21 protein-coding genes are annotated in these 21,755 nt (G+C 63.8%); 14 read left to right on the top strand and 7 right to left on the bottom strand.

Annotated features, from left to right (window positions below):
• Positions 1–45: 45 nt before the first annotated feature.
• From AC07ZH_RS16245 to AC07ZH_RS16235, 3 genes are all read right to left on the bottom strand, one after another.
• Positions 46–645 carry a hypothetical protein gene (locus tag AC07ZH_RS16245; RefSeq protein ID WP_495200549.1) on the bottom strand — a complete coding sequence of 200 codons (600 nt, stop codon included), beginning with the start codon at positions 643–645 and terminating at the stop codon, positions 46–48.
• A 20-nt stretch (positions 646–665) separates the two neighbouring features.
• On the bottom strand, positions 666–1,682 hold the full coding sequence (locus AC07ZH_RS16240; RefSeq protein WP_495200548.1) for an HpcH/HpaI aldolase/citrate lyase family protein: 1,017 nt from the start codon (positions 1,680–1,682) through the stop codon (positions 666–668).
• A gap of 69 nt (positions 1,683–1,751) precedes the next feature.
• The gene (locus tag AC07ZH_RS16235) at positions 1,752–2,738 is read right to left on the bottom strand and encodes a malate dehydrogenase (protein WP_119108762.1); all 987 of its coding nucleotides are present in this window, start codon (positions 2,736–2,738) and stop codon (positions 1,752–1,754) included.
• 237 nt (positions 2,739–2,975) lie between these two features.
• Between AC07ZH_RS16235 and AC07ZH_RS16230 the strand changes: the two genes are divergently transcribed.
• The 10 genes from AC07ZH_RS16230 to AC07ZH_RS16185 all read left to right on the top strand — a co-directional run bounded on the left by AC07ZH_RS16230 (position 2,976) and on the right by AC07ZH_RS16185 (position 13,191).
• The gene (locus tag AC07ZH_RS16230; RefSeq protein ID WP_119109435.1) at positions 2,976–3,761 is read left to right on the top strand and encodes a GntR family transcriptional regulator; all 786 of its coding nucleotides are present in this window, start codon (positions 2,976–2,978) and stop codon (positions 3,759–3,761) included.
• Between the two features lie 130 nt (positions 3,762–3,891).
• Positions 3,892–4,326 carry a succinate dehydrogenase, cytochrome b556 subunit gene (sdhC, locus tag AC07ZH_RS16225; RefSeq protein ID WP_495200547.1) on the top strand — a complete coding sequence of 145 codons (435 nt, stop codon included), beginning with the start codon at positions 3,892–3,894 and terminating at the stop codon, positions 4,324–4,326.
• Between the two features lie 64 nt (positions 4,327–4,390).
• Complete coding sequence (sdhD, locus tag AC07ZH_RS16220) at positions 4,391–4,753, top strand: succinate dehydrogenase, hydrophobic membrane anchor protein (RefSeq protein ID WP_495200546.1); 363 nt, start codon at positions 4,391–4,393, stop codon at positions 4,751–4,753.
• 36 nt (positions 4,754–4,789) lie between these two features.
• A complete protein-coding gene (gene sdhA / locus AC07ZH_RS16215; protein WP_495200545.1) occupies positions 4,790–6,595 on the top strand; it encodes a succinate dehydrogenase flavoprotein subunit in 1,806 nt (601 codons plus the stop codon).
• A gap of 29 nt (positions 6,596–6,624) precedes the next feature.
• Entirely contained in the window at positions 6,625–7,329 is a 705-nt protein-coding gene (locus AC07ZH_RS16210; protein WP_119108766.1) for a succinate dehydrogenase iron-sulfur subunit, read from the top strand.
• A 20-nt stretch (positions 7,330–7,349) separates the two neighbouring features.
• Complete coding sequence (locus tag AC07ZH_RS16205; protein WP_495200544.1) at positions 7,350–7,661, top strand: FAD assembly factor SdhE; 312 nt, start codon at positions 7,350–7,352, stop codon at positions 7,659–7,661.
• 53 nt (positions 7,662–7,714) lie between these two features.
• Positions 7,715–9,022 (top strand): citrate synthase, encoded by a 1,308-nt coding sequence (gene gltA / locus AC07ZH_RS16200; protein ID WP_119108768.1) that lies wholly within the window; start codon positions 7,715–7,717, stop codon positions 9,020–9,022.
• 328 nt (positions 9,023–9,350) lie between these two features.
• Positions 9,351–10,460: an S-(hydroxymethyl)glutathione dehydrogenase/class III alcohol dehydrogenase gene (locus AC07ZH_RS16195; protein ID WP_495200543.1), complete on the top strand. Its 1,110-nt coding sequence runs from the start codon at positions 9,351–9,353 to the stop codon at positions 10,458–10,460.
• A gap of 101 nt (positions 10,461–10,561) precedes the next feature.
• Complete coding sequence (fghA, locus tag AC07ZH_RS16190; protein ID WP_495200542.1) at positions 10,562–11,446, top strand: S-formylglutathione hydrolase; 885 nt, start codon at positions 10,562–10,564, stop codon at positions 11,444–11,446.
• An 86-nt stretch (positions 11,447–11,532) separates the two neighbouring features.
• Positions 11,533–13,191: a phosphoethanolamine transferase gene (locus AC07ZH_RS16185; protein ID WP_495200541.1), complete on the top strand. Its 1,659-nt coding sequence runs from the start codon at positions 11,533–11,535 to the stop codon at positions 13,189–13,191.
• Positions 13,192–13,222: 31 nt separating this feature from the next.
• On the opposite strand, the gene AC07ZH_RS16180 is transcribed toward AC07ZH_RS16185, so the two are convergent.
• The gene (locus AC07ZH_RS16180; RefSeq protein WP_495200540.1) at positions 13,223–14,356 is read right to left on the bottom strand and encodes an acyltransferase family protein; all 1,134 of its coding nucleotides are present in this window, start codon (positions 14,354–14,356) and stop codon (positions 13,223–13,225) included.
• A gap of 183 nt (positions 14,357–14,539) precedes the next feature.
• Here AC07ZH_RS16180 and rnk point away from each other — a divergent pair, with 183 nt between their 5' ends.
• The 4 genes from rnk to AC07ZH_RS16160 all read left to right on the top strand — a co-directional run bounded on the left by rnk (position 14,540) and on the right by AC07ZH_RS16160 (position 18,864).
• Entirely contained in the window at positions 14,540–14,950 is a 411-nt protein-coding gene (rnk, locus tag AC07ZH_RS16175) for a nucleoside diphosphate kinase regulator (RefSeq protein ID WP_495200539.1), read from the top strand.
• A gap of 4 nt (positions 14,951–14,954) precedes the next feature.
• Entirely contained in the window at positions 14,955–15,362 is a 408-nt protein-coding gene (locus AC07ZH_RS16170) for a hypothetical protein (RefSeq protein WP_495200538.1), read from the top strand.
• A gap of 369 nt (positions 15,363–15,731) precedes the next feature.
• Positions 15,732–16,934, top strand: coding sequence for an ammonium transporter (locus tag AC07ZH_RS16165; protein WP_119108776.1), 1,203 nt, complete (start codon positions 15,732–15,734; stop codon positions 16,932–16,934).
• Positions 16,935–17,064: 130 nt separating this feature from the next.
• A complete protein-coding gene (locus AC07ZH_RS16160) occupies positions 17,065–18,864 on the top strand; it encodes a phospholipase D family protein (RefSeq protein ID WP_495200537.1) in 1,800 nt (599 codons plus the stop codon).
• Positions 18,865–18,868: 4 nt separating this feature from the next.
• Here AC07ZH_RS16160 and AC07ZH_RS16155 read toward each other — a convergent pair whose 3' ends face one another.
• From AC07ZH_RS16155 to AC07ZH_RS16145, 3 genes are all read right to left on the bottom strand, one after another.
• Positions 18,869–19,810 carry a tRNA dihydrouridine synthase gene (locus tag AC07ZH_RS16155; protein ID WP_495200554.1) on the bottom strand — a complete coding sequence of 314 codons (942 nt, stop codon included), beginning with the start codon at positions 19,808–19,810 and terminating at the stop codon, positions 18,869–18,871.
• Positions 19,811–19,919: 109 nt separating this feature from the next.
• Complete coding sequence (locus AC07ZH_RS16150; RefSeq protein WP_495200536.1) at positions 19,920–21,110, bottom strand: methyltransferase; 1,191 nt, start codon at positions 21,108–21,110, stop codon at positions 19,920–19,922.
• A 64-nt stretch (positions 21,111–21,174) separates the two neighbouring features.
• Complete coding sequence (locus AC07ZH_RS16145) at positions 21,175–21,696, bottom strand: GNAT family N-acetyltransferase (protein WP_119109439.1); 522 nt, start codon at positions 21,694–21,696, stop codon at positions 21,175–21,177.
• Positions 21,697–21,755: the final 59 nt, after the last annotated feature.

The raw sequence follows: 21,755 nt of genomic DNA, 5'->3' as shown, positions 1-21,755 counted from the left end.
AGTATTTCTTGTTCGTCGAACGGGCCGCAAAGCCAGGCCAACGGGTTATTTCGCGGGTGCGTCCAGCAGGCTGCGCGCAGGCGCCTTCTTCATGCTTTCGGCCACGGCGACCTGCGCCGGGCTCTTGCAGTCATCGGCCAGGCGTTGACCATGCTTCTGGTCCATGAGCATGGATTTGTTGGCAATCTGCAGCCAGACAGCGCCGCCCACCTTGTCTTCAAGGCGTACCGCACCGGTGGTCGTTGCAACGGGCGCCATACGGTAGCGAAAGCCCTTGCCGTCCAGCTGGAAATAGCCTGGCATGGCGGCGTCAGCCGACACGTTCACGTGTGCGCCGAGCTCGCAAGGAATTTCGCCCACATACACCTGCTTGGCGATATCGAGTTCCGCCTGGCTAAGTGCGGCGTCTGCAGCGCGCACGCCGCTGGCCATCTGATTGGCTTTGCTCTTGAGCTCAGCGCGGCTGGACGCAGCCGAGGTCTTCTTCGCGTGCTTGCCATTGGCGACAGTCTTCTTCTTGGCGACAGGCTTGGCCGCCGCCTTCTTGTGCACGGGCGTTGCCGCATCGGAATTGGCGGGTGCGGACTGCGCAAGCACCAACCCGGGAACCAGGCCCAGCAGGGCCGAAACAAGCAAAGCTTTCATGGGATCATTCCTGCAAAAAATTAAGGGGTAGAGATTAGAGGGACCGAAAACCACTGTTGCACAGCGCGTGGCAGTGTGCGCCCAGTATGCTGTGCCCGCTCCAGCAACTGCCAGAAGTAGCGGTAGCTGGCACGGTCGTGCAAAACGCCCGCTAAACTGATCGGAGCCCAGTTTGCATCAGCGCCAGCAGCTATGATTTTCGCAGCTTCATCAACGGCCTCCTGCTGGGGCGCGAAGGCTTCGATAATGGGGCGAATCTGCGCCGGGTGGATGCTCCACATGCGTGTAAAGCCGAAACGCCTGGCCGCTTGCCCGGCCGCACTGCGCAAGGCGTCCAGGTCGGAGAACTCGGTGACCACGCAATGCGAGGGCACCTTGCCATGGGCGTGGCAGGCAGACGCAATTTCGAGTTTGGCACGCACCACCAGCGGGTGATCAAACTGCCCTTTCGACCCCATGGCGGACGCCGGAATAGCCCCGCCATGCGCCGAAACAAAGTCCATCAGCCCAAAGCTCAGACTTTGAACGCGCGGATGCGCAGCGATGGCAAAGGCCTGCTGCACGGCAGCAGGCGACTCGATCAGCACATGCAGCGGCAGGTGGGCCATGCCCGCACGGTCCACGGCACGCTCAGCCAGCAACACATCGTCCAGCGACTCAACCTTGGGAACCATCAGGTGCGTGAGTCGGTGGCCGGCCTGCCCCGCAATCGTTGCCACGTCCGCTTCAAAAGCAGGGTGGTCCACCGGGTGCACGCGCGCCGCCACCCGAGCGCCGGGCGCGGCCTCACAGGCCAGCGTAGCCACCAGGGCTGCATGCTCGGCCTCGGCACCCACGGGGGCGCCGTCTTCACAGTCCAGCGTCACATCAAAAACGCAGGTACCGAACTCTTGTGCCATTTGCGCCTGCAGCTGCAGGCTTTTGCGCATCCGCGCGGGGACTCCGCTGTAATGGTCGCAGACCGGCAGCAAATTTGCCGCCGCCTGGGCGCCCAGCAGGATGTCGCGCGGATGTGGGATGGCCCCCACGCTTGTCATTGCGTGTGCTGCGCTCCCCCTCGTGGGGACCTTGGCGGCTTGGGGCAATCCGGCGTCGCTCATGGGCGATTACAGCAGGTGCTTGACGCCGTCCTGCTCGCCTTGCAACTCGGCCAGGGTCTTGTTGATGCGCTCTTGCGAGAATGCGTCGATTTCCAGGCCCTCGACGATCTTGTATTCGCCGTTTTCGCAGGTCACAGGGAAGCCGAACATCGTGTCTTTGGGAATGCCGTACTGACCGTCCGACGGGATACCCATGGTGACCCACTTGCCGTTGGTGCCCAGGGCCCAGTCGTGCATGTGGTCGATGGCAGCGTTGGCAGCCGAGGCGGCCGAAGACAGGCCGCGGGCCTCGATGATGGCGGCGCCGCGCTTACCCACGGTGGGCAGGAACACGTTGGCGTTCCATTCCTGGTCATTGATCATCTTGGCGACGCTTTCGCCGTTGATGGTGGCAAAGCGGTAGTCGGCATACATCGTGGGCGAATGGTTGCCCCAGACGGTGAGCTTTTCAATGTCTGCCACGGCCTTGCCGGTCTTGGCAGCGATCTGGCTGGCTGCGCGGTTGTGGTCCAGGCGCAGCATGGCGGTGAAGTTCTTGCGCGGCAGATCCGGCGCACTCTTCATGGCGATGTAGGCATTGGTGTTGGCAGGGTTGCCAACCACCAGCACCTTGACGTTGCGGCTGGCGACGGCGTTGAGCGCCTTGCCCTGTGCCGTGAAGATGGCGCCATTGACAGCCAGCAGCTCGGCACGTTCCATGCCGGGGCCACGGGGGCGCGAGCCGACCAGCAATGCATAGTCGGCATCCTTGAAGGCGGTCATGGGGTCGCTGTGCGCAGTCATTTCGACGAGCAGCGGGAAAGCGCAGTCGTCGAGCTCCATCATCACACCCTTGAGTGCCTTTTGCGGGCCTTCAACCGGCACTTCCAGCAGTTGCAGGATGATGGGCTGATCTTTGCCCAACATTTCGCCAGAGGCGATGCGAAACAGAAGGGCGTAACCAATTTGGCCTGCGGCGCCGGTGACGGCAACGCGAACGGGTTTTTTGCTCATGGTGAACTCCGATGGTGTGAGAAATAAGGACGTGATCAGCGGATGCCGGCTGCGCCCTGTCTTCCCGCAGCATTTGCCCGCAAACAGCCGGCGATTTTACTGCCGGTTTCCGCAGTGCGTCAATTTGTCTTATGTCTTATATAAGATATGATGAAGCTTTCCGGCATACGCGACGGCAGCATCCTCTCTGCAAAGTCGCCTGAGGCCTCGCAGAGCCGGTTTTGTACGCCGTTCTTCATGTCAGCAACTCCACCTTTCGCTGCCGATACCGCATTGCCGTCTGTCGCAGGCTTGCCAGCGCCTGCTTTCAGCCCGCTGTACCAGCAGATCAAGGGACTGATTCTGCAGAGCCTGCAGGCCGGCGAATGGAAGCCTGGAGAAGCCATCCCCAGCGAAATGGATCTTGCGGCACGCTTTGGCGTCAGTCAGGGCACGGTGCGCAAGGCCATCGATGAACTGGCAGGCGAAAACCTGCTGCTGCGCCGCCAGGGCAAGGGCACCTTCGTGTCCACACATGCGGAGCAGCAAGTGCAGTACCGCTTCCTGCGCCTGATGCCCGACAGCGGGGACGCCACTACCGAGGGGCCAGCTGAGCGGCGCGTCATTGATTGCCGCAGTGTCCGCGCCAACGCCGAGGTGGCACGTGCGCTGGGCTTGCGCGCCGGCGAATCAGTGATCCAGGCGCGGCGCGTACTCTCGTTCCAAGGCGAGCCCACCATCCTCGAAGATCTGTGGCTGCCAGGCAGCGCTTTCAAAGGACTGACAGCGTTGCAGATGAGCGACTACCCCGGTCCGACCTACGCCATGCTTGAGCTTGAATTCGGTGTGCGCATGGTGCGGGCAGACGAAAAAATTCGCGCTGTACTGCCAGACGCGGAGCAGGCTTCGCTGCTGCAGGTCACCGAGCAGACACCGCTGCTGAGCGTGGTGCGCACCTCTTACACCTACAACGATGCCCCCATGGAACTGCGCCGAGGCTTATACCGCACAGACCGGCATCACTATCGCAATGCGTTAGGGTAACCGTATGCCTGCAGACCGTAATTACCGAATTTTCACCTGCATCAAACGAACAGTTGCTGCATTGCAATAGAATTTTGTATTCTCCTGCGCTCGAAGTTACCACGCAGTTACACCCACGAAAGCACCAGCCATGACCGAAATAGCGAAGAAGCGGCCCGAGTTCCGCAACATCAACGCCTTCAAGGATCTGACGACCTACCGCATGACTGCAGCGGCATGGACGTCCATCCTGCACCGTGCCAGTGGCGCCATCATGTTTTTGCTATTGCCGCTGGTGATCTGGTTTTTCGACACATCCGTGTCTTCCGAAGTGTCTTACGAGCGGTTCACCGCAGCCTTCGCATCTGGCATCGGCTTTGTGCCGGGCTGGCTGCTCAAGCTCGTCAGCCTGGGGCTGATCTGGGGCTACCTGCACCATATGTTTGCCGGAATCCGCCACGTGATCATGGATATTGACCACCACGCGGTGAACAACCAGTTCGGCAAGGCATCGGGCCTGACGGTCATCGTCTCCGCGCTCGTACTGACGGTGCTGCTCGGCGCCAAGCTGTTCGGTCTGTACTGACCTAGGCGCTGCGCAGCGCAGCGGCCACCCTCGCTGCAACTCTTCAAAAGAACAGGACCCCCCCATGATTGACTACGGAAACCAACGCACTATCGTCGGAGCCCACTACGGTATGCGCGACTGGCTCGCCCAGCGCGTCACTGCCGTGCTGATGGTGCTCTTTACCCTCGCCTTGCTCCTCCAAGTGCTACTGAAAAAAGGCCCGATCGGCTACGACCTTTGGGCAGGCATCTTTGCTGCGCAGTGGATGAAGTTCATCACGTTTACCGTGATCCTCGCGCTCGCCTACCACGCCTGGGTCGGCATGCGCAATATCTGGATGGACTACATCAAGCCTGCAGGCCTGCGCCTCACGCTCGAAATCTTCACTATCTTCTGGCTGCTGGGCTGCATGGGCTGGAGCATCCAAGTCCTGTGGCGCCTGTAAGCGCGCGCTCCATTTCTGCGATCAAAGGCTAAATTCATGAGCTACACCAACGCCAACATCACCAAGCGCAAGTTCGACGTCGTCATCATCGGCGCCGGCGGCTCCGGCATGCGCGCGGCGCTTGAACTCTCGCGCGCCGGCCTCAACGTGGCCTCGCTGTCCAAGGTGTTCCCCACCCGCTCGCACACCGTGGCGGCACAGGGTGGCGTATCCGCCTCGCTGGGCAACATGAGCGAGGACAACTGGCACTACCACTTCTACGACACCGTCAAAGGCGGCGACTGGCTGAGCGATCAGGATGCCGTCGAATTCATGTGCCGCGAAGCACCCAACGTGGTGTATGAGCTGGAACATTTCGGCATGCCGTTCGACCGCAACCCGGACGGCACCATCTATCAGCGGCCCTTTGGCGGCCACACCGCCAACTACGGCGAGAAGCCGGTGCAGCGCGCCTGCGCCGCCGCCGACCGCACCGGCCACGCCATGCTGCACACGCTCTACCAGCAGAACGTCAAGGCCAAAACCAACTTCTTTGTCGAATGGATGGCACTGGACCTGATCCGCGATCAGGACGGCGACGTGGTCGGCGTCACGGCACTGGAGATGGAAACCGGCGACCTGTACATCCTGGAAGCCAAGACCGTACTGATGGCCACTGGTGGCGCAGGCCGCATTTTTGCCGCCTCCACCAACGCCTTCATCAACACCGGTGACGGCCTCGGCATGGCAGCACGCGCCGGCATCCCGCTGCAGGACATGGAGTTCTGGCAATTTCACCCCACGGGCGTGGCCGGTGCAGGCGTGTTGCTGACCGAAGGCTGCCGCGGCGAGGGCGCCATCCTGCTCAACAGCAACGGCGAGCGCTTCATGGAGCGCTACGCACCAACGCTGAAAGACCTGGCCCCGCGCGACTTCGTGTCACGCTCGATGGACCAGGAAATCAAGGAAGGACGCGGCTGCGGTCCGAACAAGGATTACGTGCTGCTCAAGCTCGACCATCTGGGTTCCGAGACCATCCACAAACGTCTGCCTTCGGTGTACGAAATCGGCATCAACTTCGCCAACGTGGACATCACGAAAGAGCCCATCCCCGTGGTACCCACCATCCACTACCAGATGGGCGGTGTACCGACGAACATCCACGGCCAGGTGGTAACGCACAATGGCACGGTCAATCAAGTCGTCAACGGCCTGTACGCCGTGGGCGAATGCGCCTGCGTAAGCGTGCACGGCGCCAACCGTCTGGGCACCAATTCCCTGCTCGACCTGCTGGTCTTTGGCAAGGCGGCAGGCCGCCACATTGTCGAATTCAATGCCCGCAACGCGCAGCACAAGCCGATGCCCAAGGATGCAGCCGATCGCACTCTTGAGCGCCTCAACCAGCTTGAGAACTCCACCGGTGGCACCTACTCGCAAGCCCTGGCAGGCGAGATTCGCGCCACCATGCAGCAGCATGCAGGCGTGTTCCGCACCCAGGCCAGCATGGACGAGGGCGTCACCAAGGTCGCGGCCCTGCGCGAGCGCGTTGCCAGCATTGAACTCAAGGACAAATCCAAGGTGTTCAATACCGCCCGCGTCGAGGCGTTGGAAGTGGCCAATCTGATGGAAGTGGCCCAGGCCACGATGGTGTCGGCTGCCGCGCGCAAAGAATGCCGTGGCGCCCACATGGTGTACGACTACGAACACCCCGCCGACCACCCCACCGCACCACTGGGCCGCGACGACGTGAACTGGCTCAAACACACGCTCTGGGACAGCGCCACCAATACGCTGTCGTACAAGCCCGTGACCCTCAAACCCCTGACGGTTGAGAGCGTTCCACCCAAGGTCCGTACGTTCTGAAAACCCGGCCGCCCCACGAGAGAAGCACCATGCAAAAACGCACCTTTCAGATTTATCGTTACGACCCGGACAAAGATTCCAAGCCCTACATGCAGACCATCGAGATCGAACTCGACGGACACGAACGCATGTTGCTCGATGCGCTGATCAAGCTCAAGGCACAAGACCCTGCGCTGTCGTTCCGCCGCTCCTGCCGCGAAGGCGTCTGCGGATCGGACGCCATGAACATCAACGGCAAGAACGGTCTGGCCTGCCTGACCAACATGAACACGCTGCAGGGCACGATCGTACTCAAGCCGCTGCCTGGGCTGCCGGTGGTCCGCGACCTGATCGTCGACATGACGCAGTTCTTCAAGCAGTACCACTCGATCAAGCCCTACCTGATCAACGACGACATCCCACCCGAAAAGGAGCGTCTGCAGTCGCCCGAGCAGCGTGAGGAACTTGATGGCCTGTACGAGTGCATTCTGTGCGCCAGCTGCTCGACCGCCTGTCCGAGTTTCTGGTGGAACCCCGACAAGTTTGTCGGTCCTGCCGGCTTGCTGCAGGCCTATCGCTTCCTGGCCGACAGCCGCGACCAAGCATCCGGCGAACGTCTGGACAACCTGGAAGACCCCTACCGTTTGTTCCGCTGCCACTCCATCATGAACTGCGTTGACGTGTGTCCCAAGGGGCTCAACCCCACACGCGCCATCGGCAAGATCAAGGAGCTGATGGTGCGCCGCGCCATCTGAGCCCTCTGAGTATTGCCAGCATGCAAGCCGACGCCCTTCATGATGCCTCCGCCCTCCTTGACCCCAGGGCGCTGAGCAAACTGCACTGGCGTTGCCGGCGCGGTCTGCTCGAGAACGATTTGTTCATCGAACAATTTTTCCTGCGCCATGAAAGCGAAATCACCCAGTTTCATGCGATAGGGCTGACCGCTCTGATGGATTTGGCCGACAACGATCTGCTGGATCTTCTGCTGCGTCGCAAGGAGCCCACCGGCTCACTCGACCAGCCCGCCGTGCACACCGTGCTGGACATGCTGCGGCAAAGCGGCGCGATCGCCAGCCCCCAGGGCTGAAAACGCCCCACACCCTCCTATTCAACAGCACTCTCCCCCAAAGGAATCGAACCATGAAGCTCGCTGACAACAAGGCCATCCTGAATTTCAGCAACGGCAGTCCAAGCATGGAACTGCCTGTCTATCAGGGCACGATTGGCCCGGATGTCATCGATATCCGCAAGCTGTACGCACAGACGGGCATGTTCACCTATGACCCGGGCTTTCTGTCGACCGCAGCCTGCCAATCGGCCATTACGTATATCGATGGCGACAAGGGCGAGCTGCTGTACCGCGGCTACCCCATTGAGCAAATTGCCACCAAGTGCGACTACCTCGACACCTGCTACCTGCTGCTCAAGGGTGATCTGCCCAACCCGACGGAGCGCGGTGACTTCCACAAACTCGTCATCAACCACACGATGGTGCACGAGCAGATGCAGTTCTTCCTGCGTGGTTTCCGTCGTGATGCACACCCGATGGCCGTGCTGACCGGCCTGATCGGCGCGCTCTCGGCCTTCTACCACGACAGCACGGATATCAACAATCCGCAGCACCGTGACATCGCCGCGATCCGCCTGATCGCCAAGATGCCAACCCTTGTCGCCATGGCCTACAAGTACGGCGTCGGCCAGCCCTACATGTACCCGCGCAACGACCTGTCCTACGCCGGCAATTTCCTGCGCATGATGTTCGGCACACCCTGTGAAGACTACGTGGTCAACCCGGTGCTTGAGCGCGCCCTGGACCGCATCTTCATCCTGCACGCCGACCACGAGCAGAACGCTTCCACCTCCACGGTGCGCCTGTGCGGCTCGTCGGGCACGAACCCGTTCGCCGCCATTGCTGCTGGCGTGGCCTGCCTGTGGGGCCCTGCGCACGGCGGCGCCAACGAAGCCTGCCTGAACATGCTCGAAGACATCCAGCGCCAGGGCGGTGTCAGCAAGGTGGGCGAGTTCATGGAGAAGGTCAAGGACAAGAACTCTGGCGTCAAGCTGATGGGTTTTGGCCACCGCGTCTACAAGAACTACGACCCACGCGCCAAGCTGATGCAGGAAACCTGCGACGAGGTGCTGGCCGAGTTGGGCCTGCAAAATGACCCCTTGTTCAAACTGGCCAAGGAAGTCGAGAAGATCGCCCTGGAGGACGACTACTTCGTTTCGCGCAAGCTCTACCCCAATGTGGACTTCTATTCGGGCATCGTGCAGCGCGCGATCGGCATCCCGGTGCATCTGTTCACCGGCGTCTTCGCACTGGCGCGCACCGTCGGCTGGATCGCCCAGCTCAACGAGATGATCAGCGACCCCGAGTACAAGATTGGTCGCCCACGCCAGCTCTACACGGGTGCCCCACGCCGCGATATCGACGGCGCTGCCAGGTAAGCACACAACCCAACTGGCGCTTTGGCGCCACCAAAGCCCGCCGCATTCCGGCGGGCTTTTTCATGGGCAATTGCCGGCGCCATGCTCACCCGACCGCCCAAGGCGCTCGCGACACACCTGTTGTGCAGCACCCAACTCCGTCCCACGAAACACTGGTCGCTGCGATTGCCGTATGTGGCAGAGGTCCCGCCCTTGAACAGCCCAGTGTCGGCTACGCAAATGCTGCCCGGGCACACCGCGTACAGTGGCGCATCCTTGTTTCTGGTGCGACCAGAGCGATTGCCCGAAGGTGCAGCCGCCATGTCGCAGCATTTCCTGAAAGAACGCCATGAAATCCCGTGCCGCCGTTGCCTTTAAAGCCGGAGAACCCCTGCAAATCGTCGAAATCGACGTTGCCCCGCCGCAAAAGGGCGAAGTGCTGGTCAAGATCACCCACACAGGCATTTGCCACACCGACGCCTTCACCCTGTCGGGCGACGATCCGGAAGGCCTCTTCCCCGTGGTGCTCGGCCATGAAGGCGCAGGCATCGTGATGGAAGTCGGAGAAGGCGTCACAAGCGTGCAGCCCGGCGACCATGTCATTCCGCTCTACACCGCAGAGTGCGGCGAATGCCTGTTCTGCAAGAGCGGCAAGACCAACTTGTGTATCGCCGTACGCGCCACGCAGGGCAAAGGCGTGATGCCCGACGGCACGACGCGCTTGAGCTACAACGGCGAGCCCCTCTACCACTACATGGGCTGCAGCACCTTCAGCGAGTACACCGTGGTGGCCGCCGTCTCGCTGGCCAAGATCAACCCGCTCGCCAACCCTGAGCAGGTTTGCTTGCTGGGCTGCGGGGTGACCACGGGCCTTGGCGCTGTCAAGAACACCGCCAAGGTGCAGGAGGGCGACAGCGTGGCCGTGTTTGGCCTGGGAGGCATTGGGCTGGCGGTTCTCCAGGGGGCAAAGATAGCCAAGGCGGGCCGCATCATCGCCATCGACACCAACCCTGCCAAGTTCGATCTGGCCCGCACGTTTGGCGCCACCGATTGCGTCAACCCCAAGGACTTTGACAAGCCGATCCAGCAAGTCATCGTCGAGATGACCGGCTGGGGCGTGGACCACAGCTTTGAATGCATCGGCAACGTTGACGTGATGCGCGCCGCGCTCGAATGTGCGCACCGGGGTTGGGGCCAGTCGGTCATCATCGGCGTGGCGGGTGCGGGCAAAGAGATTTCCACCCGCCCGTTCCAATTGGTCACGGGCCGCAAGTGGCTGGGTTCGGCCTTTGGCGGCGTCAAGGGCCGCAGTGAGTTGCCCGGCATGGTCGAGGACGCCATGACCGGGAAAATCCAGCTGGCCCCGTTTGTGACGCACACCATGCCGCTGCCGAATATCAACAAAGCCTTCGATCTCATGCACGAAGGCAAGTCGATCCGCTCGGTCGTTATCTATTAAAAAATGAGCATCTAGCGCTTATCTGGTAATACTTTGCGTATTAATACATGCTATATCACCCTAGATACAAGCGCTGGCAGCTCTCATTTTAGGAGTTCCCAATGCCCCTCGCCTCTCTCGACCTGCAGGGCGCCCACGGCTGCTTTGGCGGTGCCCAGCGCTTTTACCGGCACAACTCGCGCGAGGTTGGCTTGCCGATGAAGTTTTCGGTCTACCTGCCGCCGCAAGCGCTGGAGGGGGCCAAGGTGCCGGCGCTGTTCTACCTGGCAGGTCTGACCTGCAACGAGGAAACCTTCATGGTGAAGGCTGGCGCCCAGCGGTCAGCGGCCGAGCTGGGCATGGCCCTGGTGGCACCCGACACCAGCCCGCGCGGCGCCAACGTGCCAGGTGAAGCCGATGCCTGGGATTTTGGCGTCGGCGCCGGCTTCTACCTTGACGCTACCGAGGCGCCCTGGAAGCCGCATTGGCGCATGGAGAGCTACCTCGCACAGGAACTGCTGCCGCTTCTGGGCGAGCATCTGCCCATCGACACGGCGCGGATCGGCATCTTCGGCCACTCCATGGGGGGCCACGGCGCGCTGACACTCGCGCTGCGCCACCCCGCACTGTTCCGATCGGTCTCTGCCTTCGCTCCGATCTGCGCGCCCAGCCAGTGTCCTTGGGGCGAGAAAGCGTTTACCGGGTACCTGGGGCCGGACCGAAGCCAATGGTCCGCACACGATGCCACGGGCCTGATGCAAGCGTGCGAGCAACCCCCTTTTCCTGCCGGCATCCTGATCGACCAGGGTCTATCCGATCCATTCCTGGCGGAGCAGCTCCATCCACAGCGCTTCGAGGCCGCCTGTGCCCAAGCCGGGCAGCCGCTCACCCTGCGCCGCCATGCAGGCTACGACCACGGGTACTACTTCGTGCAGAGCTTCGTCGCAGACCATCTGGAGCACCATGCGGCGCAACTTGGCGTCCTCCCTTTGCGGGCGTCACATTAAACTGCACTTAACCGGCGGCGGCTAATCTACCCCTGATACATTTCTCCTTGCGCTCACCAGCGCCGCGCCGTGCCGCGCACCACGTGATGCCCACAAACCTAACCAAACCCCGCGCCGCCCACCCAGTCACGATCGTGCTGCCCTTGGCAGTCTGGTTGGCTTCCGTCTGCAACTGGCCCTTGTGGCGCGCCCTGGCAAACACCCACGCAGCCGGTGCCACTGCGCATGGCTGGCTATTTTTTTTCGCCTTCGGGTTTCTGATCGCCGCTGGCAATACAGCCGTGCTCGCGCTCTTCGCCTGGCGCTGGACGCTCAAACCGGCAGGCACGCTGTTGGTTCTGTTTGCCGCCTTCGGCGCCTACTTCATGCTCAGCTATGGCATCGCCATCGATTCGAGCATGCTGCAGAACGTCTTCCAAACCGACGTGCGCGAAACCGGCGACCTGTTTTCCTGGCGCATGCTGGCCATGGTGCTCGCGTTGGCGGCTCCGCCGCTGTGGTGGCTGTGGCGCAGGCCGCTGCGCCATGCATCGGGCCTGCGGCAGGTGATGCGCAACACCGCCCTGCTGCTGACCTGCGTGGGGCTGGTGGTGGCAAGCATCTTGCTGGTATTCCAGGAGTTTTCCTCCACCATGCGCAACCAGCCGCAGTTGCGCTACCTGATCAACCCGCTCAATACCGTTTATGCCCTGGGCGACCTGGCGACACGCCCGCTGCGCATGGACACGCATACCCTGCTGCCGCTTGGCCGCGACGCCAAACTGGGCGCAAGCTATGCCGGTCAAGCCAAACCTCCGCTGTTGGTGCTGGTCGTAGGCGAGACCGGGCGCAGCGGCAATTTCGGCATCAACGGCTATGCCCGTGACACCACGCCGCAACTCTCGGCGCGCAAAGACCTCTCCAGTGCGCGCAACGCCTGGTCGTGCGGCACCAGCACCGCGACGGCCCTGCCCTGCATGTTTTCGAATCTGGGGAAAACCGCGTACGAAGCACGCAAGAGCAACTATGAAAACCTGCTCGACGTGCTCCAGCACGCGGGCTTGGCCGTACTCTGGCTGGACAACCAGTCAGGCTGTAAGGGCATTTGCGCACGCGTCCCCTCGGCCAGCACCACGGCGCTCAAAGACCCGCAGCTCTGCACGGGTGGCGAATGCCTCGATCCCATTTTGCTGGTGGGGCTGGATGAGCGGCTTGCCGCCTTGCCAGCGGAGCAGCGCGCTCGCGGAACCGTGGTCGTGCTCCACCAGATGGGCAGCCACGGCCCTGCGTATGCGCACCGCTCCGCGCCGGCCCTCAAGAAGTTCAAGCCCGAGTGCCAATCCAACGCCTTGCAGGAGTGCAGCCAGGCAGAAGTCGTCAATGCCTATGACAACAGCATTGTGGAGACCGACGCCTTCCTGAGCGACACCTTGCACTGGCTGGAGCGCCAGGAGCCCAAGGCCGATACCGCAATGATCTATGTCGCCGACCATGGTGAGTCTCTGGGCGAGAACAATATCTACCTGCACGGTTTGCCATACAGCATCGCGCCCGATGTGCAAAAGCACGTCCCCTGGATCACCTGGCTCTCACCCGCCATGCAAGCACGCTCAGGTGTGCACACGGATTGCCTGCAGCGCGATCTGGCTGACCGACACATCACGCAGGACAGCTACTTTCATTCGGTGCTGGGCCTGATGGATGTGCAGACCTCAGCGTACCAAGCCGATCGGGATTTGTTCACCGCCTGCCGCGCCCATTCCTGACCCCGATGGAGCACTCGCGCCGGCAAAAGGCCTAGCCCGCTAAGTGCCCATGCGTCAGGGCCACCAACAAGCTGCCGCCCATAAGTTGGGCTTCCCAGCGCAAGGCCTGCCAGGCGGTGGCGCCGTGGCGCTCCACGCGCTCGTAGAGCAACCAGCCCGCTGCAATGGACAGGCCCAACGCACTCAACAGCCCGATAGTGTGCACCAGCGGTTCGCCGGGCCAGGCATAGGCGAAGAGCGCATTCACCATCAGGCAGACCGGAAAATGCACCAGGAACACAGAGTAAGAGCGCTGACCCACCCAAATCAACGGCGCCGCCAGGGCTTTGGCACGCGAGGGCCTGGTCGATGGCGCGCGCAAGGCAAGCCAGGCCAGCCAGGCAGCAGTGCCCAGCGCTAGCAGAATACGCAGGCGGAAATCAACGGCGAGCGCCAAGCCGCCTAGCAACGCCAGCGCCAGCAGCCAGCGGCCGGGGTGAGAACTGCGCACGGCCCAAAGCGTTGCCATGCCAAGCCCATACGAGCCAAAAAAGTAAATGCCCCAAGCATCGAGCGCGGCAAACCGGTTGAATACCAGCAGCGACGCGGCGCACAACGCCACCACCAGCACTTTGCCCGCAAATGCGGCCCACTGGGCTGCCCCGCCAGAGAGACGGCGCGCCAGCGCCAGCAGCAGAACCGCACCGGCATACAGCTGGAAATCGATGGCGACGTACCAGACGCCGGCCGAAAGAGCCGGCTGGCCCAGCACATCCTGCAGCATCAGCGCGTTGGCCAGCAATTGGGCGAAGTGCGGGCTGTCCGGCACACTGGGATCGTCCAGCCAAGGGCGCACCAGCGCCGCGGCGGCGACCGCCGTCAGCAGCGCTGCCGCATAAGGCACGGCCAGTCGCATGAAGCGCCGCGCGATCTGCACTCCCGCTGCTTCAAACCGTGCAACGCCAGCGGGCGCCAGGCTCGCCGCGGCCAGATAGCCGCCCACCACCAGAAAAATCTGCACCGCCATGCGCGCATAGTCGTAGAGCCAGGCCATCAACTGCGGCGCAAAGGGCCGCACCGTGTCGGAGAGCGGGCCATAGACCGAGAGATGGTGCGCCACGATGGCAAGGCAGGCGGCGCCTTTGGTGGCGTCCAGCCAAGGGCTGCGAAGGGAAGATTGGGACATGGTGCGAGAAAGGTGCCTACCCAGCCGCAAGCATGCGCGCGGCGCGGGGCAAGCACCCATAAGCCGCCAGGCGCCCCGCGCGTTGACATGCCAACCCAATTTGGGGCAAAAATACCAGCATGCCGCAGTGCGAAATTCCGGCAGGGCTACACTGGCCCGTTGCACCGCCAAATAGTGCCTGCCATGCCCAAACCGCCTCTCACTGTCTCGTCCCTGGATCTGGAGCGCCTGGAAACGCTGCTCCAGACCTCTGCGGGCGGGAGCTTCCCAGGCCGCCCGCAGCTACAGGCAGAACTGGACCGCGCAGACATTGTCAACCCCGCCGATATGCCGCCGGAAGTCGTCACCATGAATTCCACGGTGAAATTCTCCATTCAGGAGACGGGCAAAGATTTTTGCCTCACGCTGGTCTATCCGCGCGACGCCGGCAGCACGCCCAACGCCATTTCGATTTTTGCGCCGGTCGGCAGCGCTTTGCTGGGCCTGTCCGTGGGCAACGAACTGGCCTGGCCCGTACCAGGTGGCGCCTGCATGACGGTGCGCGTAGCCGAAGTAACCTACCAGCCCGAGCGCTCAGGCGAGTTACACCGCTAGTGCCATGAACACGCCTGCGCCATCCCCTTCATGCGATCCTTTGACCGCAGGGGAGCCGCAGCCGCTGAACGAGACATTCGACCCCAATTCCACCAGCGCCTTCCAGCGGCGCATGGAGCGGGCTCCAGAGTGGTTCTGCTCCTTTCTTGCAGGCAATACGCGCGAGAAAACACGTTTTCGAAGCGAGCTTGCCACCATGAAAGGTTCCGTGGTCTGGTTGATCCGCCAGCGCAAACAGGGGGCATGGACCGCCACCGAGCGCGCCCACCTGCGCGGCGTCATGCGCTCGGCATCCTCCGTCAGCCCTTACCTCTTCATCTGGGTCCTGCCGGGCTCACTGGTGCTGCTGCCTTTCCTGGCCTGGTTCATGGACCGCAGACGGCGGCGCCCTGAACGCCGCCAGGACATGTGAAAGCACGGCCGCCGACACCGACCGCCACCCCGACGGCAGGATCAAGGCGCAAACCGCAGCGATAGCCATAGCTATCGCGAGGATTTGCAACGCTGCAGATCGCCCGAAGCCGCAGATGCACACGGCGGGACGATTCGTGCAGAGGCTCCCTAGCAGCTATATTCTCGATAGCAAGGCCGGCACCCGCCGGGTGCCGGCCTTTTTTGCCCCAGGGTCGTGCAGGCGCGCACACCGGTGGTGCATGTGCGTTCGATTGCGGTGCAGATCCGGCGCCCAAAGGCTGCTCCAGCCTGGCGCATTTTTTGCTCAAAAGTGTGCATGGCGCCTTTTTGGCGCCCTGTTTCCCCACTTGCCGCACCAAAGGACTCCATGGACGCCACACGCCAGGGCACTGACACCCTTTTCCTTCTGCTGGGCGCCGTCATGGTGCTGGCCATGCACGCGGGCTTTGCTTTTCTGGAGCTGGGAACGGTGCGGAAAAAGAACCAGGTGAATGCGCTGGTGAAAATTCTGGTCGATTTCTCGGTCTCTACCGTGGTCTATTTTCTGGTCGGCTACGGCGTCGCCTACGGCAAGCACTTTTTCGTGGGCGCCGACCAACTGGCGCAGCAAAGCGGCTTTGGCCTGGTGCGGTTTTTCTTCCTGCTCACCTTTGCGGCGGCCATCCCCGCCATCATCTCGGGCGGCATTGCGGAACGCGCACGGTTCTGGCCGCAACTGATCGCAACCGCCGCCATCGTCGGGTTTGTCTACCCGTTCTTCGAGGGCATCGCCTGGAACGGCCACTTGGGCATCCAGGCCTGGATCGCCCGCGTCAGCGGCGCCGAGTTCCACGATTTTGCCGGCTCCGTTGTAGTGCACGCCGTCGGCGGCTGGATTGCACTGCCGGCCGTGCTGCTGCTGGGCTCGCGCGCCAACCGCTACCGCAAGGACGGCGGGATCTCGGCCCACCCTCCGTCGAACATTCCGTTTCTGGCCCTGGGCGCCTGGATTCTCATCGTCGGCTGGTTTGGCTTCAACGTGATGAGCGCGCAGCAGCTCGACAAGATCTCCGGCCTGGTGGCGGTCAATTCCCTGATGGCCATGGTGGGCGGCACACTGGCCGCACTGGCCATGGGCAAGAACGACCCCGGTTTTGTGCACAACGGGCCCCTGGCCGGCCTGGTGGCCGTGTGCGCGGGCTCGGACGTCATGCACCCGCTGGGCGCGCTGGTGGTGGGCGCCGTGGCCGGGGTGGTATTTGTCTCGATGTTCACGCTCACGCAGAACCGCTGGAAGATCGACGACGTGCTGGGCGTGTGGCCGCTGCACGGCCTGTGCGGCACCTGGGGCGGCATTGCGGCCGGCATCTTCGGCAGCAAAGCGCTGGGTGGTCTGGGCGGTGTGGCTCTGGGCGCGCAGCTCCTGGGCACGGGCCTGGGCGTGGTCTGGGCGCTGATGGGCGGGGCGGTGGTGTACGGCGTGCTCAAGGCGACGATGGGCCTGCGCCTGACGCGCGAACAGGAGTTCGACGGGGCCGACCTGTCGATTCACCGCATCAGCTCCACGCCGGACCGCGAAGCGAGCTGGTAGGCGGGCGCCGCGCTGCGTCCGGCGCGGCGTCTGACGCGTCAACACCGGCCCACCGGCTACGCTTGCACCGGGTTGCGCGGGCCGAAGGCCTGAAACCGGTGTTTCGCCGGCGCCGCGTGCCGCCAACGCCATGACGCTTCGCTCCCACCTCGCCAGCCTTGGCCTGCTCTGCTTGCTCAGCGCATGCTCGGGTCTGCCTGAAAACGTTGCGCGACCGGTCTCGCACGCACTGGCCACGCCTGCCGCGACCTCACTGAGCACCAGCGTACAGCAACAGCGCCAACAGGCGCAGGCCCGCAGCAGCTCGGGCTTTCGCTTGCTCAACGGCCCGGACGACGCCTACGGCAGCCGCCTGGCGCTGGCCGAAGCGGCGGAAAAGACACTCGACCTGCAGTACTACGCCATCCATGCCGACGCCAGCACGGCGCGCCTGCTGCGCGCTGTGGTGAAGGCGGCGCGGCGCGGGGTGCGCGTGCGCGTGCTGCTGGACGACTTTCACAGCACCGGGCGCGACGCGCAGGTGATGCGCCTGGCCTTCGAGCCCAACATCGAGATGCGCATGTTCAACCCGGTGGCCGGACCGCGCGCGTCGAAGGTGGGCCGCATCTTCAGTGCCGTGATGGACTTTTCGCGTGCCCAGCAGCGCATGCACAACAAGCTGTTCATCGCCGACAACGCCATGGGCGTGGCGGGCGGGCGCAACCTGGGCGACGCGTATTTCGGCAACGCCGAGGTGGGCAATTTCGTCGATCTCGACGTACTGGCCGCCGGCCCGATCGTGGCCGACCTCTCGCGCAGCTTCGACACATACTGGAACAACCAGCGCGCCTACCCGGTGGCTTCGCTCATCAGCAAGAAGGAACTGCTGCAGATGCGCGAGCAGGTTCGCGCCGAGGACGCTGCCCAGGCGGACGACCCCGCGGACGATGCCACACAGGCGCAGGCCCAGACGGTGAAGCAGGCGAAAACGGCAAGAGCGACAGAGGCGCCGGCTTCCGCGGCCACGCCGACCGCCAGGACCGTGACCAAGCAGGACGTCAAAGAGGTCCAGAAGCGCCACGCCGAACAGTTCGAGGCGATGGACTTGGCGCACGCCCACTTTGTCTGGGCGCCGGCCGTGGTGCTGGCCGACGAGCCGGCCAAAATCGCCGCGGAAAGCAGTCCGGGCGTAGCGCCCCGCGAAGGCGCAGCTCCCACCAGGCAGCCCCCACCGGCTGCGGGCAACGCCGATGGCGAATCCAATACTCCTGTGACGCAGAAGGCAGCCGGGCCATCTGAACTCCAGAGTGAAACGGTGGTGGACGGCCTGCTGCAGCTCATGGGCCAGGCAAAGCGCGAACTGCTCATCGTCTCGCCCTACTTTGTGCCGGGCAAACGCATCATGCAGGCCTTCCAGGATGCGCGTGCGCGCGGCGTGCGGGTGCGGGTGCTGACCAATTCACTGGCCTCCAACGACGCACCGATTGCACATGCCGGCTACATGGGCCACCGCGTGGCCCTGCTTGATTTGGGCGTCGAGCTCTACGAGATGCGCAGCGAGCAGGGAGAGCTGCGCAATGCCCGGAGCCTCTTGGGCTCGGGCAGCGGCGTCACGGGCAGCTCCCGCGCCATGCTGCACTCCAAGTTTCTCGTCATGGACGGCCAGTTGCTGGCCATTGGCTCGATGAACCTGGACTTGCGCTCAGAGCTGCAAAACACCGAAATCGCCTTGCTGATCCGCAGCCGCAAGCTCTCAGCCGTGGCCAGCAAGCAGATTGAAACCGGCATGCGTGACCTGGCCTGGCATGTGGAGCAAGACGCGCAGGGTCTGATCTGGCACGCACCCGCAGGCAGCAATCTGGAGGACACGCGCTCGGAGCCCGACACCAGCTTCCCGCTGCGCTTGCTGATCAACCTGCTTGGCCCCTTGGCGCCCGATCACCTGCTGTGAAACCTCACTTGCGCGCCACGTCGGCCATGTGCGCCAGCGCCGCGCCCACAGCGGTTTGTTCGGTGAGCACGCGCACCGTGTCGTAGGCCTGCTGGGCCTCGGGGTAGCGCCGGCGCAGCAAATTGAGCCACTGCTTGAGCCGCCCGGCGCGCTGGCGCGGTTCGAGCTGGGCGCAGACCAGCTCCCAGAATTCGAGCAGATGCGGCACCAGCGCGCTCCAGGGCAGAGAGGCGGGGGCTGCACCGCTTTCATGCGCGCGCAGTGCCAGCGCCAGGCCCGGATCGGCCACCATGCCCCGCCCCAGCATCAGCGCCTCGCAGCCCGAGGCATCGCGGCAGCGAACGGCATCCGCCACCGTCCAGATTTCACCATTGGCCACCACCGGCACGCGCACCGCCGCGCGGATGGCGGGAATCCGCTCCCAGTACGCGGGCGGGCGGTAGCCGTCCTGCTTGGTGCGCGCGTGCACGACGATCTCGCAGGCGCCAGCGTCCGCCATGGCTTGCGCACAGGCCACGGAGAGCGCCGCATCGTCGTAGCCCAGACGCATCTTGCAAGAGACCGGCATGGCCGCCGGCACGGCGCGGCGCACCGCCGCCACCACCTCGGCAATGCGCTCGGGTTCGCGCAGCAGCGAGGCGCCGCCGCCGTGGCGGTTGACCACCCGGGCCGGGCAGCCGAAATTGAGGTCGATGCCCTCGGGGCCCAGCGCCGCCAGGGCGGCGGCGTTGTCCGCCATGCTCACCGGGTCGGAGCCCAACAACTGCGCGCGCACCGGCGTTCCCGCCAGCGTGCGGCCGCCGTGGTGCAGTTCCGGCAGGTAGCGATAAAAGACTTTGTCGGGCAGCAGCGTGCCGGTGACGCGAATGAACTCGGAGACGCAGCGGTCCACGCCGCCCACGCGGGTCAGAATGTCGCGCAGCACAAAATCGAGCAGCCCCTCCATCGGGGCCAGCAGCAGCAAAGGCGGGGTTGCGGCAGACACGAAATTTAGTGCCAAATTGGCCTCTAGCGCTTATCCAGTAAGCGCTGGCAGCTACAAATTCAGGAGTTCTTCATTCGACGACCGCCAGCCGCCAGAGCGAAGTCACCTCGGCCGAGCGCGCCGCATACAGGGCGTCGCTCGCGTCCTGCGCCTTGGCGTGGTGCGGGCGCACATCGCTGCGGCCCAGCGCTTGCAGACCGGCGGCGGCGACCCAGCCCAGCAACGCCTCGCGCGAGCGCAGGCCCAGGTGCTCCGCCAGGTCCGACAGCAGCAGCCAGGCTTCGCCGCCCGGCGTGAGGTGGTCCGCCAAGCCCGTCAGAAAACCGCGCAGCATCTGGCTGCCTTCGTCGTAGATGGCGTGTTCCAGCGGCGACGCAGGGCGCGCGGGCAGCCAGGGCGGGTTGCAGACGATCAGCGGCGCGCGGCCGGGTGGGAACAGATCGGTGCTGTGCAACTCCACCTGCTTGGTCAGGCCCAGGCGCTGCAGGTTGTCTTGTGCGCAGGCGAGCGCGCGTGGCGCGTTTTCGGTGGCCACGACCCGCTTGACGCCCCGGCGCACCAGCAAGGCGGCCAGCACCCCGGTGCCGGTGCCAATGTCAAAGGCCAGCGACGTATCGTCAGGCAAGGGCTGCTGGGCCACCAGGTCCAGGTATTCGCCCCGAATCGGCGAAAACACGCCGTAGTGCGGGTGAATGCGGTTGCCCGGCGCCTCGCCCAGCACGGGGATCTCGACGCCCGTTTTGCGCCATTCGTGTGCGCCCACGACGCCCAGCAGCTCGCGCAGCGAGGTGACGGTGGGCTCACCGGTGGCCGGGCCCCAGGCCTCGGCAATGGCAGCACGCCAGTCGGGTGCGCGGCGCAGGGCGATCGAATAGTCGGGCTCCAGGGCGATCAGCAGCGTGCCCAGGGTGCGCGCGCGCTGCGACTGCGCCTGGCGGTGCAGGTTGAAACGCTCTTGCGGGCTGGCGGCCGCCGCCTTCGCTGCCGCACGGGCCGCCGCTTTGGCCGGCTTGTTGTCCGCGCGGCGTGCCAGCGCCTGCAGCAGTTGGCGGGCGTTTTGGAAGTCGCCCCGCCACAGCATCCCCGTGCCGGCGCACGCCAGGCGGTAGGCGCTGTCGGCACTCAGGGTGTCGTCCGCAAGTTCCACGCGGCGCGGCGCGCTCACCCCGGCCTCACTGTGCCAGGAGGCACTGGCAGCCACTCCCTTGGAAGTGGTCCACGCAATGGTGGGGGCGGCGTCGCTGGCAGAAGCAGGGGTCATTAAAAACAAGATCTCGGTGAACAGAAGGAAATCGGCCGGCAATCAACCGGCAATCAGCCGGAGATCAGCCGGCAATGGCGCGCTTGAGCCGCACTTCCTCGATCTTCACGCTGCCGACCACCGCCGTCTTGGCGGTGGACATTTCGCGCTTGAAGCCGGCGAGTTCGTGAAAGCGGATGGCGCGCTCGTTGCGCAGCGGTACCCAGGCGGTGACGTTGGTGCAGCCCTCTTCCTGCAGGCCGTCGCGGGCGGCGTCCCACAGTGCCAGGCCCACGCCCTTGTCCCAGTGCGAGGGAGCGGCATAGATGGCCCAGATTTCGCCGGTGGTCGGCCGCGATTTTTCGTCACGCGAACGGTCGTAGCCGACAAAGCCGATCACCTTTTCGTCTTCGACCGCCACCTGCACCTGCGGCTCGCAGTACTCAATGGCTTCGCGCCAATAGGCTTGGCGCTTTTCCACCGAGAGGGACTTGAGCTGCTCGTCGGGAACGATGCCCTGGTAGGCCTGTTGCGCGGCGATGGTATGGATTTGCGCGATGGCTTTGGCATCGCGAAGCGTGGCGGGACGAACCTGAATACTGGACATGAAAAAACCAACCGAAACGGACAACGGAAATTGAAAAAGGAGCGGCATTGTCGCCGCAA

The sequence above is a fragment of the Simplicispira sp. GW247-4R2A genome, from assembly GCF_059424465.1.
This window is presented reverse-complemented; position numbering and strand designations above follow the sequence as displayed.

Coding starts and splice junctions, on each gene's coding strand:
- AC07ZH_RS16245 (WP_495200549.1), bottom strand. CDS start 645: ATGAAAGCTTTGCTTGTTTCGGCCCTGCTGGGCCTGGTTCCCGGGTTG.
- AC07ZH_RS16240 (WP_495200548.1), bottom strand. CDS start 1,682: ATGACAAGCGTGGGGGCCATCCCACATCCGCGCGACATCCTGCTGGGC.
- AC07ZH_RS16235 (WP_119108762.1), bottom strand. CDS start 2,738: ATGAGCAAAAAACCCGTTCGCGTTGCCGTCACCGGCGCCGCAGGCCAA.
- AC07ZH_RS16230 (WP_119109435.1), top strand. CDS start 2,976: ATGTCAGCAACTCCACCTTTCGCTGCCGATACCGCATTGCCGTCTGTC.
- sdhC (WP_495200547.1), top strand. CDS start 3,892: ATGACCGAAATAGCGAAGAAGCGGCCCGAGTTCCGCAACATCAACGCC.
- sdhD (WP_495200546.1), top strand. CDS start 4,391: ATGATTGACTACGGAAACCAACGCACTATCGTCGGAGCCCACTACGGT.
- sdhA (WP_495200545.1), top strand. CDS start 4,790: ATGAGCTACACCAACGCCAACATCACCAAGCGCAAGTTCGACGTCGTC.
- AC07ZH_RS16210 (WP_119108766.1), top strand. CDS start 6,625: ATGCAAAAACGCACCTTTCAGATTTATCGTTACGACCCGGACAAAGAT.
- AC07ZH_RS16205 (WP_495200544.1), top strand. CDS start 7,350: ATGCAAGCCGACGCCCTTCATGATGCCTCCGCCCTCCTTGACCCCAGG.
- gltA (WP_119108768.1), top strand. CDS start 7,715: ATGAAGCTCGCTGACAACAAGGCCATCCTGAATTTCAGCAACGGCAGT.
- AC07ZH_RS16195 (WP_495200543.1), top strand. CDS start 9,351: ATGAAATCCCGTGCCGCCGTTGCCTTTAAAGCCGGAGAACCCCTGCAA.
- fghA (WP_495200542.1), top strand. CDS start 10,562: ATGCCCCTCGCCTCTCTCGACCTGCAGGGCGCCCACGGCTGCTTTGGC.
- AC07ZH_RS16185 (WP_495200541.1), top strand. CDS start 11,533: ATGCCCACAAACCTAACCAAACCCCGCGCCGCCCACCCAGTCACGATC.
- AC07ZH_RS16180 (WP_495200540.1), bottom strand. CDS start 14,356: ATGTCCCAATCTTCCCTTCGCAGCCCTTGGCTGGACGCCACCAAAGGC.
- rnk (WP_495200539.1), top strand. CDS start 14,540: ATGCCCAAACCGCCTCTCACTGTCTCGTCCCTGGATCTGGAGCGCCTG.
- AC07ZH_RS16170 (WP_495200538.1), top strand. CDS start 14,955: ATGAACACGCCTGCGCCATCCCCTTCATGCGATCCTTTGACCGCAGGG.
- AC07ZH_RS16165 (WP_119108776.1), top strand. CDS start 15,732: ATGGACGCCACACGCCAGGGCACTGACACCCTTTTCCTTCTGCTGGGC.
- AC07ZH_RS16160 (WP_495200537.1), top strand. CDS start 17,065: ATGACGCTTCGCTCCCACCTCGCCAGCCTTGGCCTGCTCTGCTTGCTC.
- AC07ZH_RS16155 (WP_495200554.1), bottom strand. CDS start 19,810: ATGGAGGGGCTGCTCGATTTTGTGCTGCGCGACATTCTGACCCGCGTG.
- AC07ZH_RS16150 (WP_495200536.1), bottom strand. CDS start 21,110: ATGACCCCTGCTTCTGCCAGCGACGCCGCCCCCACCATTGCGTGGACC.
- AC07ZH_RS16145 (WP_119109439.1), bottom strand. CDS start 21,696: ATGTCCAGTATTCAGGTTCGTCCCGCCACGCTTCGCGATGCCAAAGCC.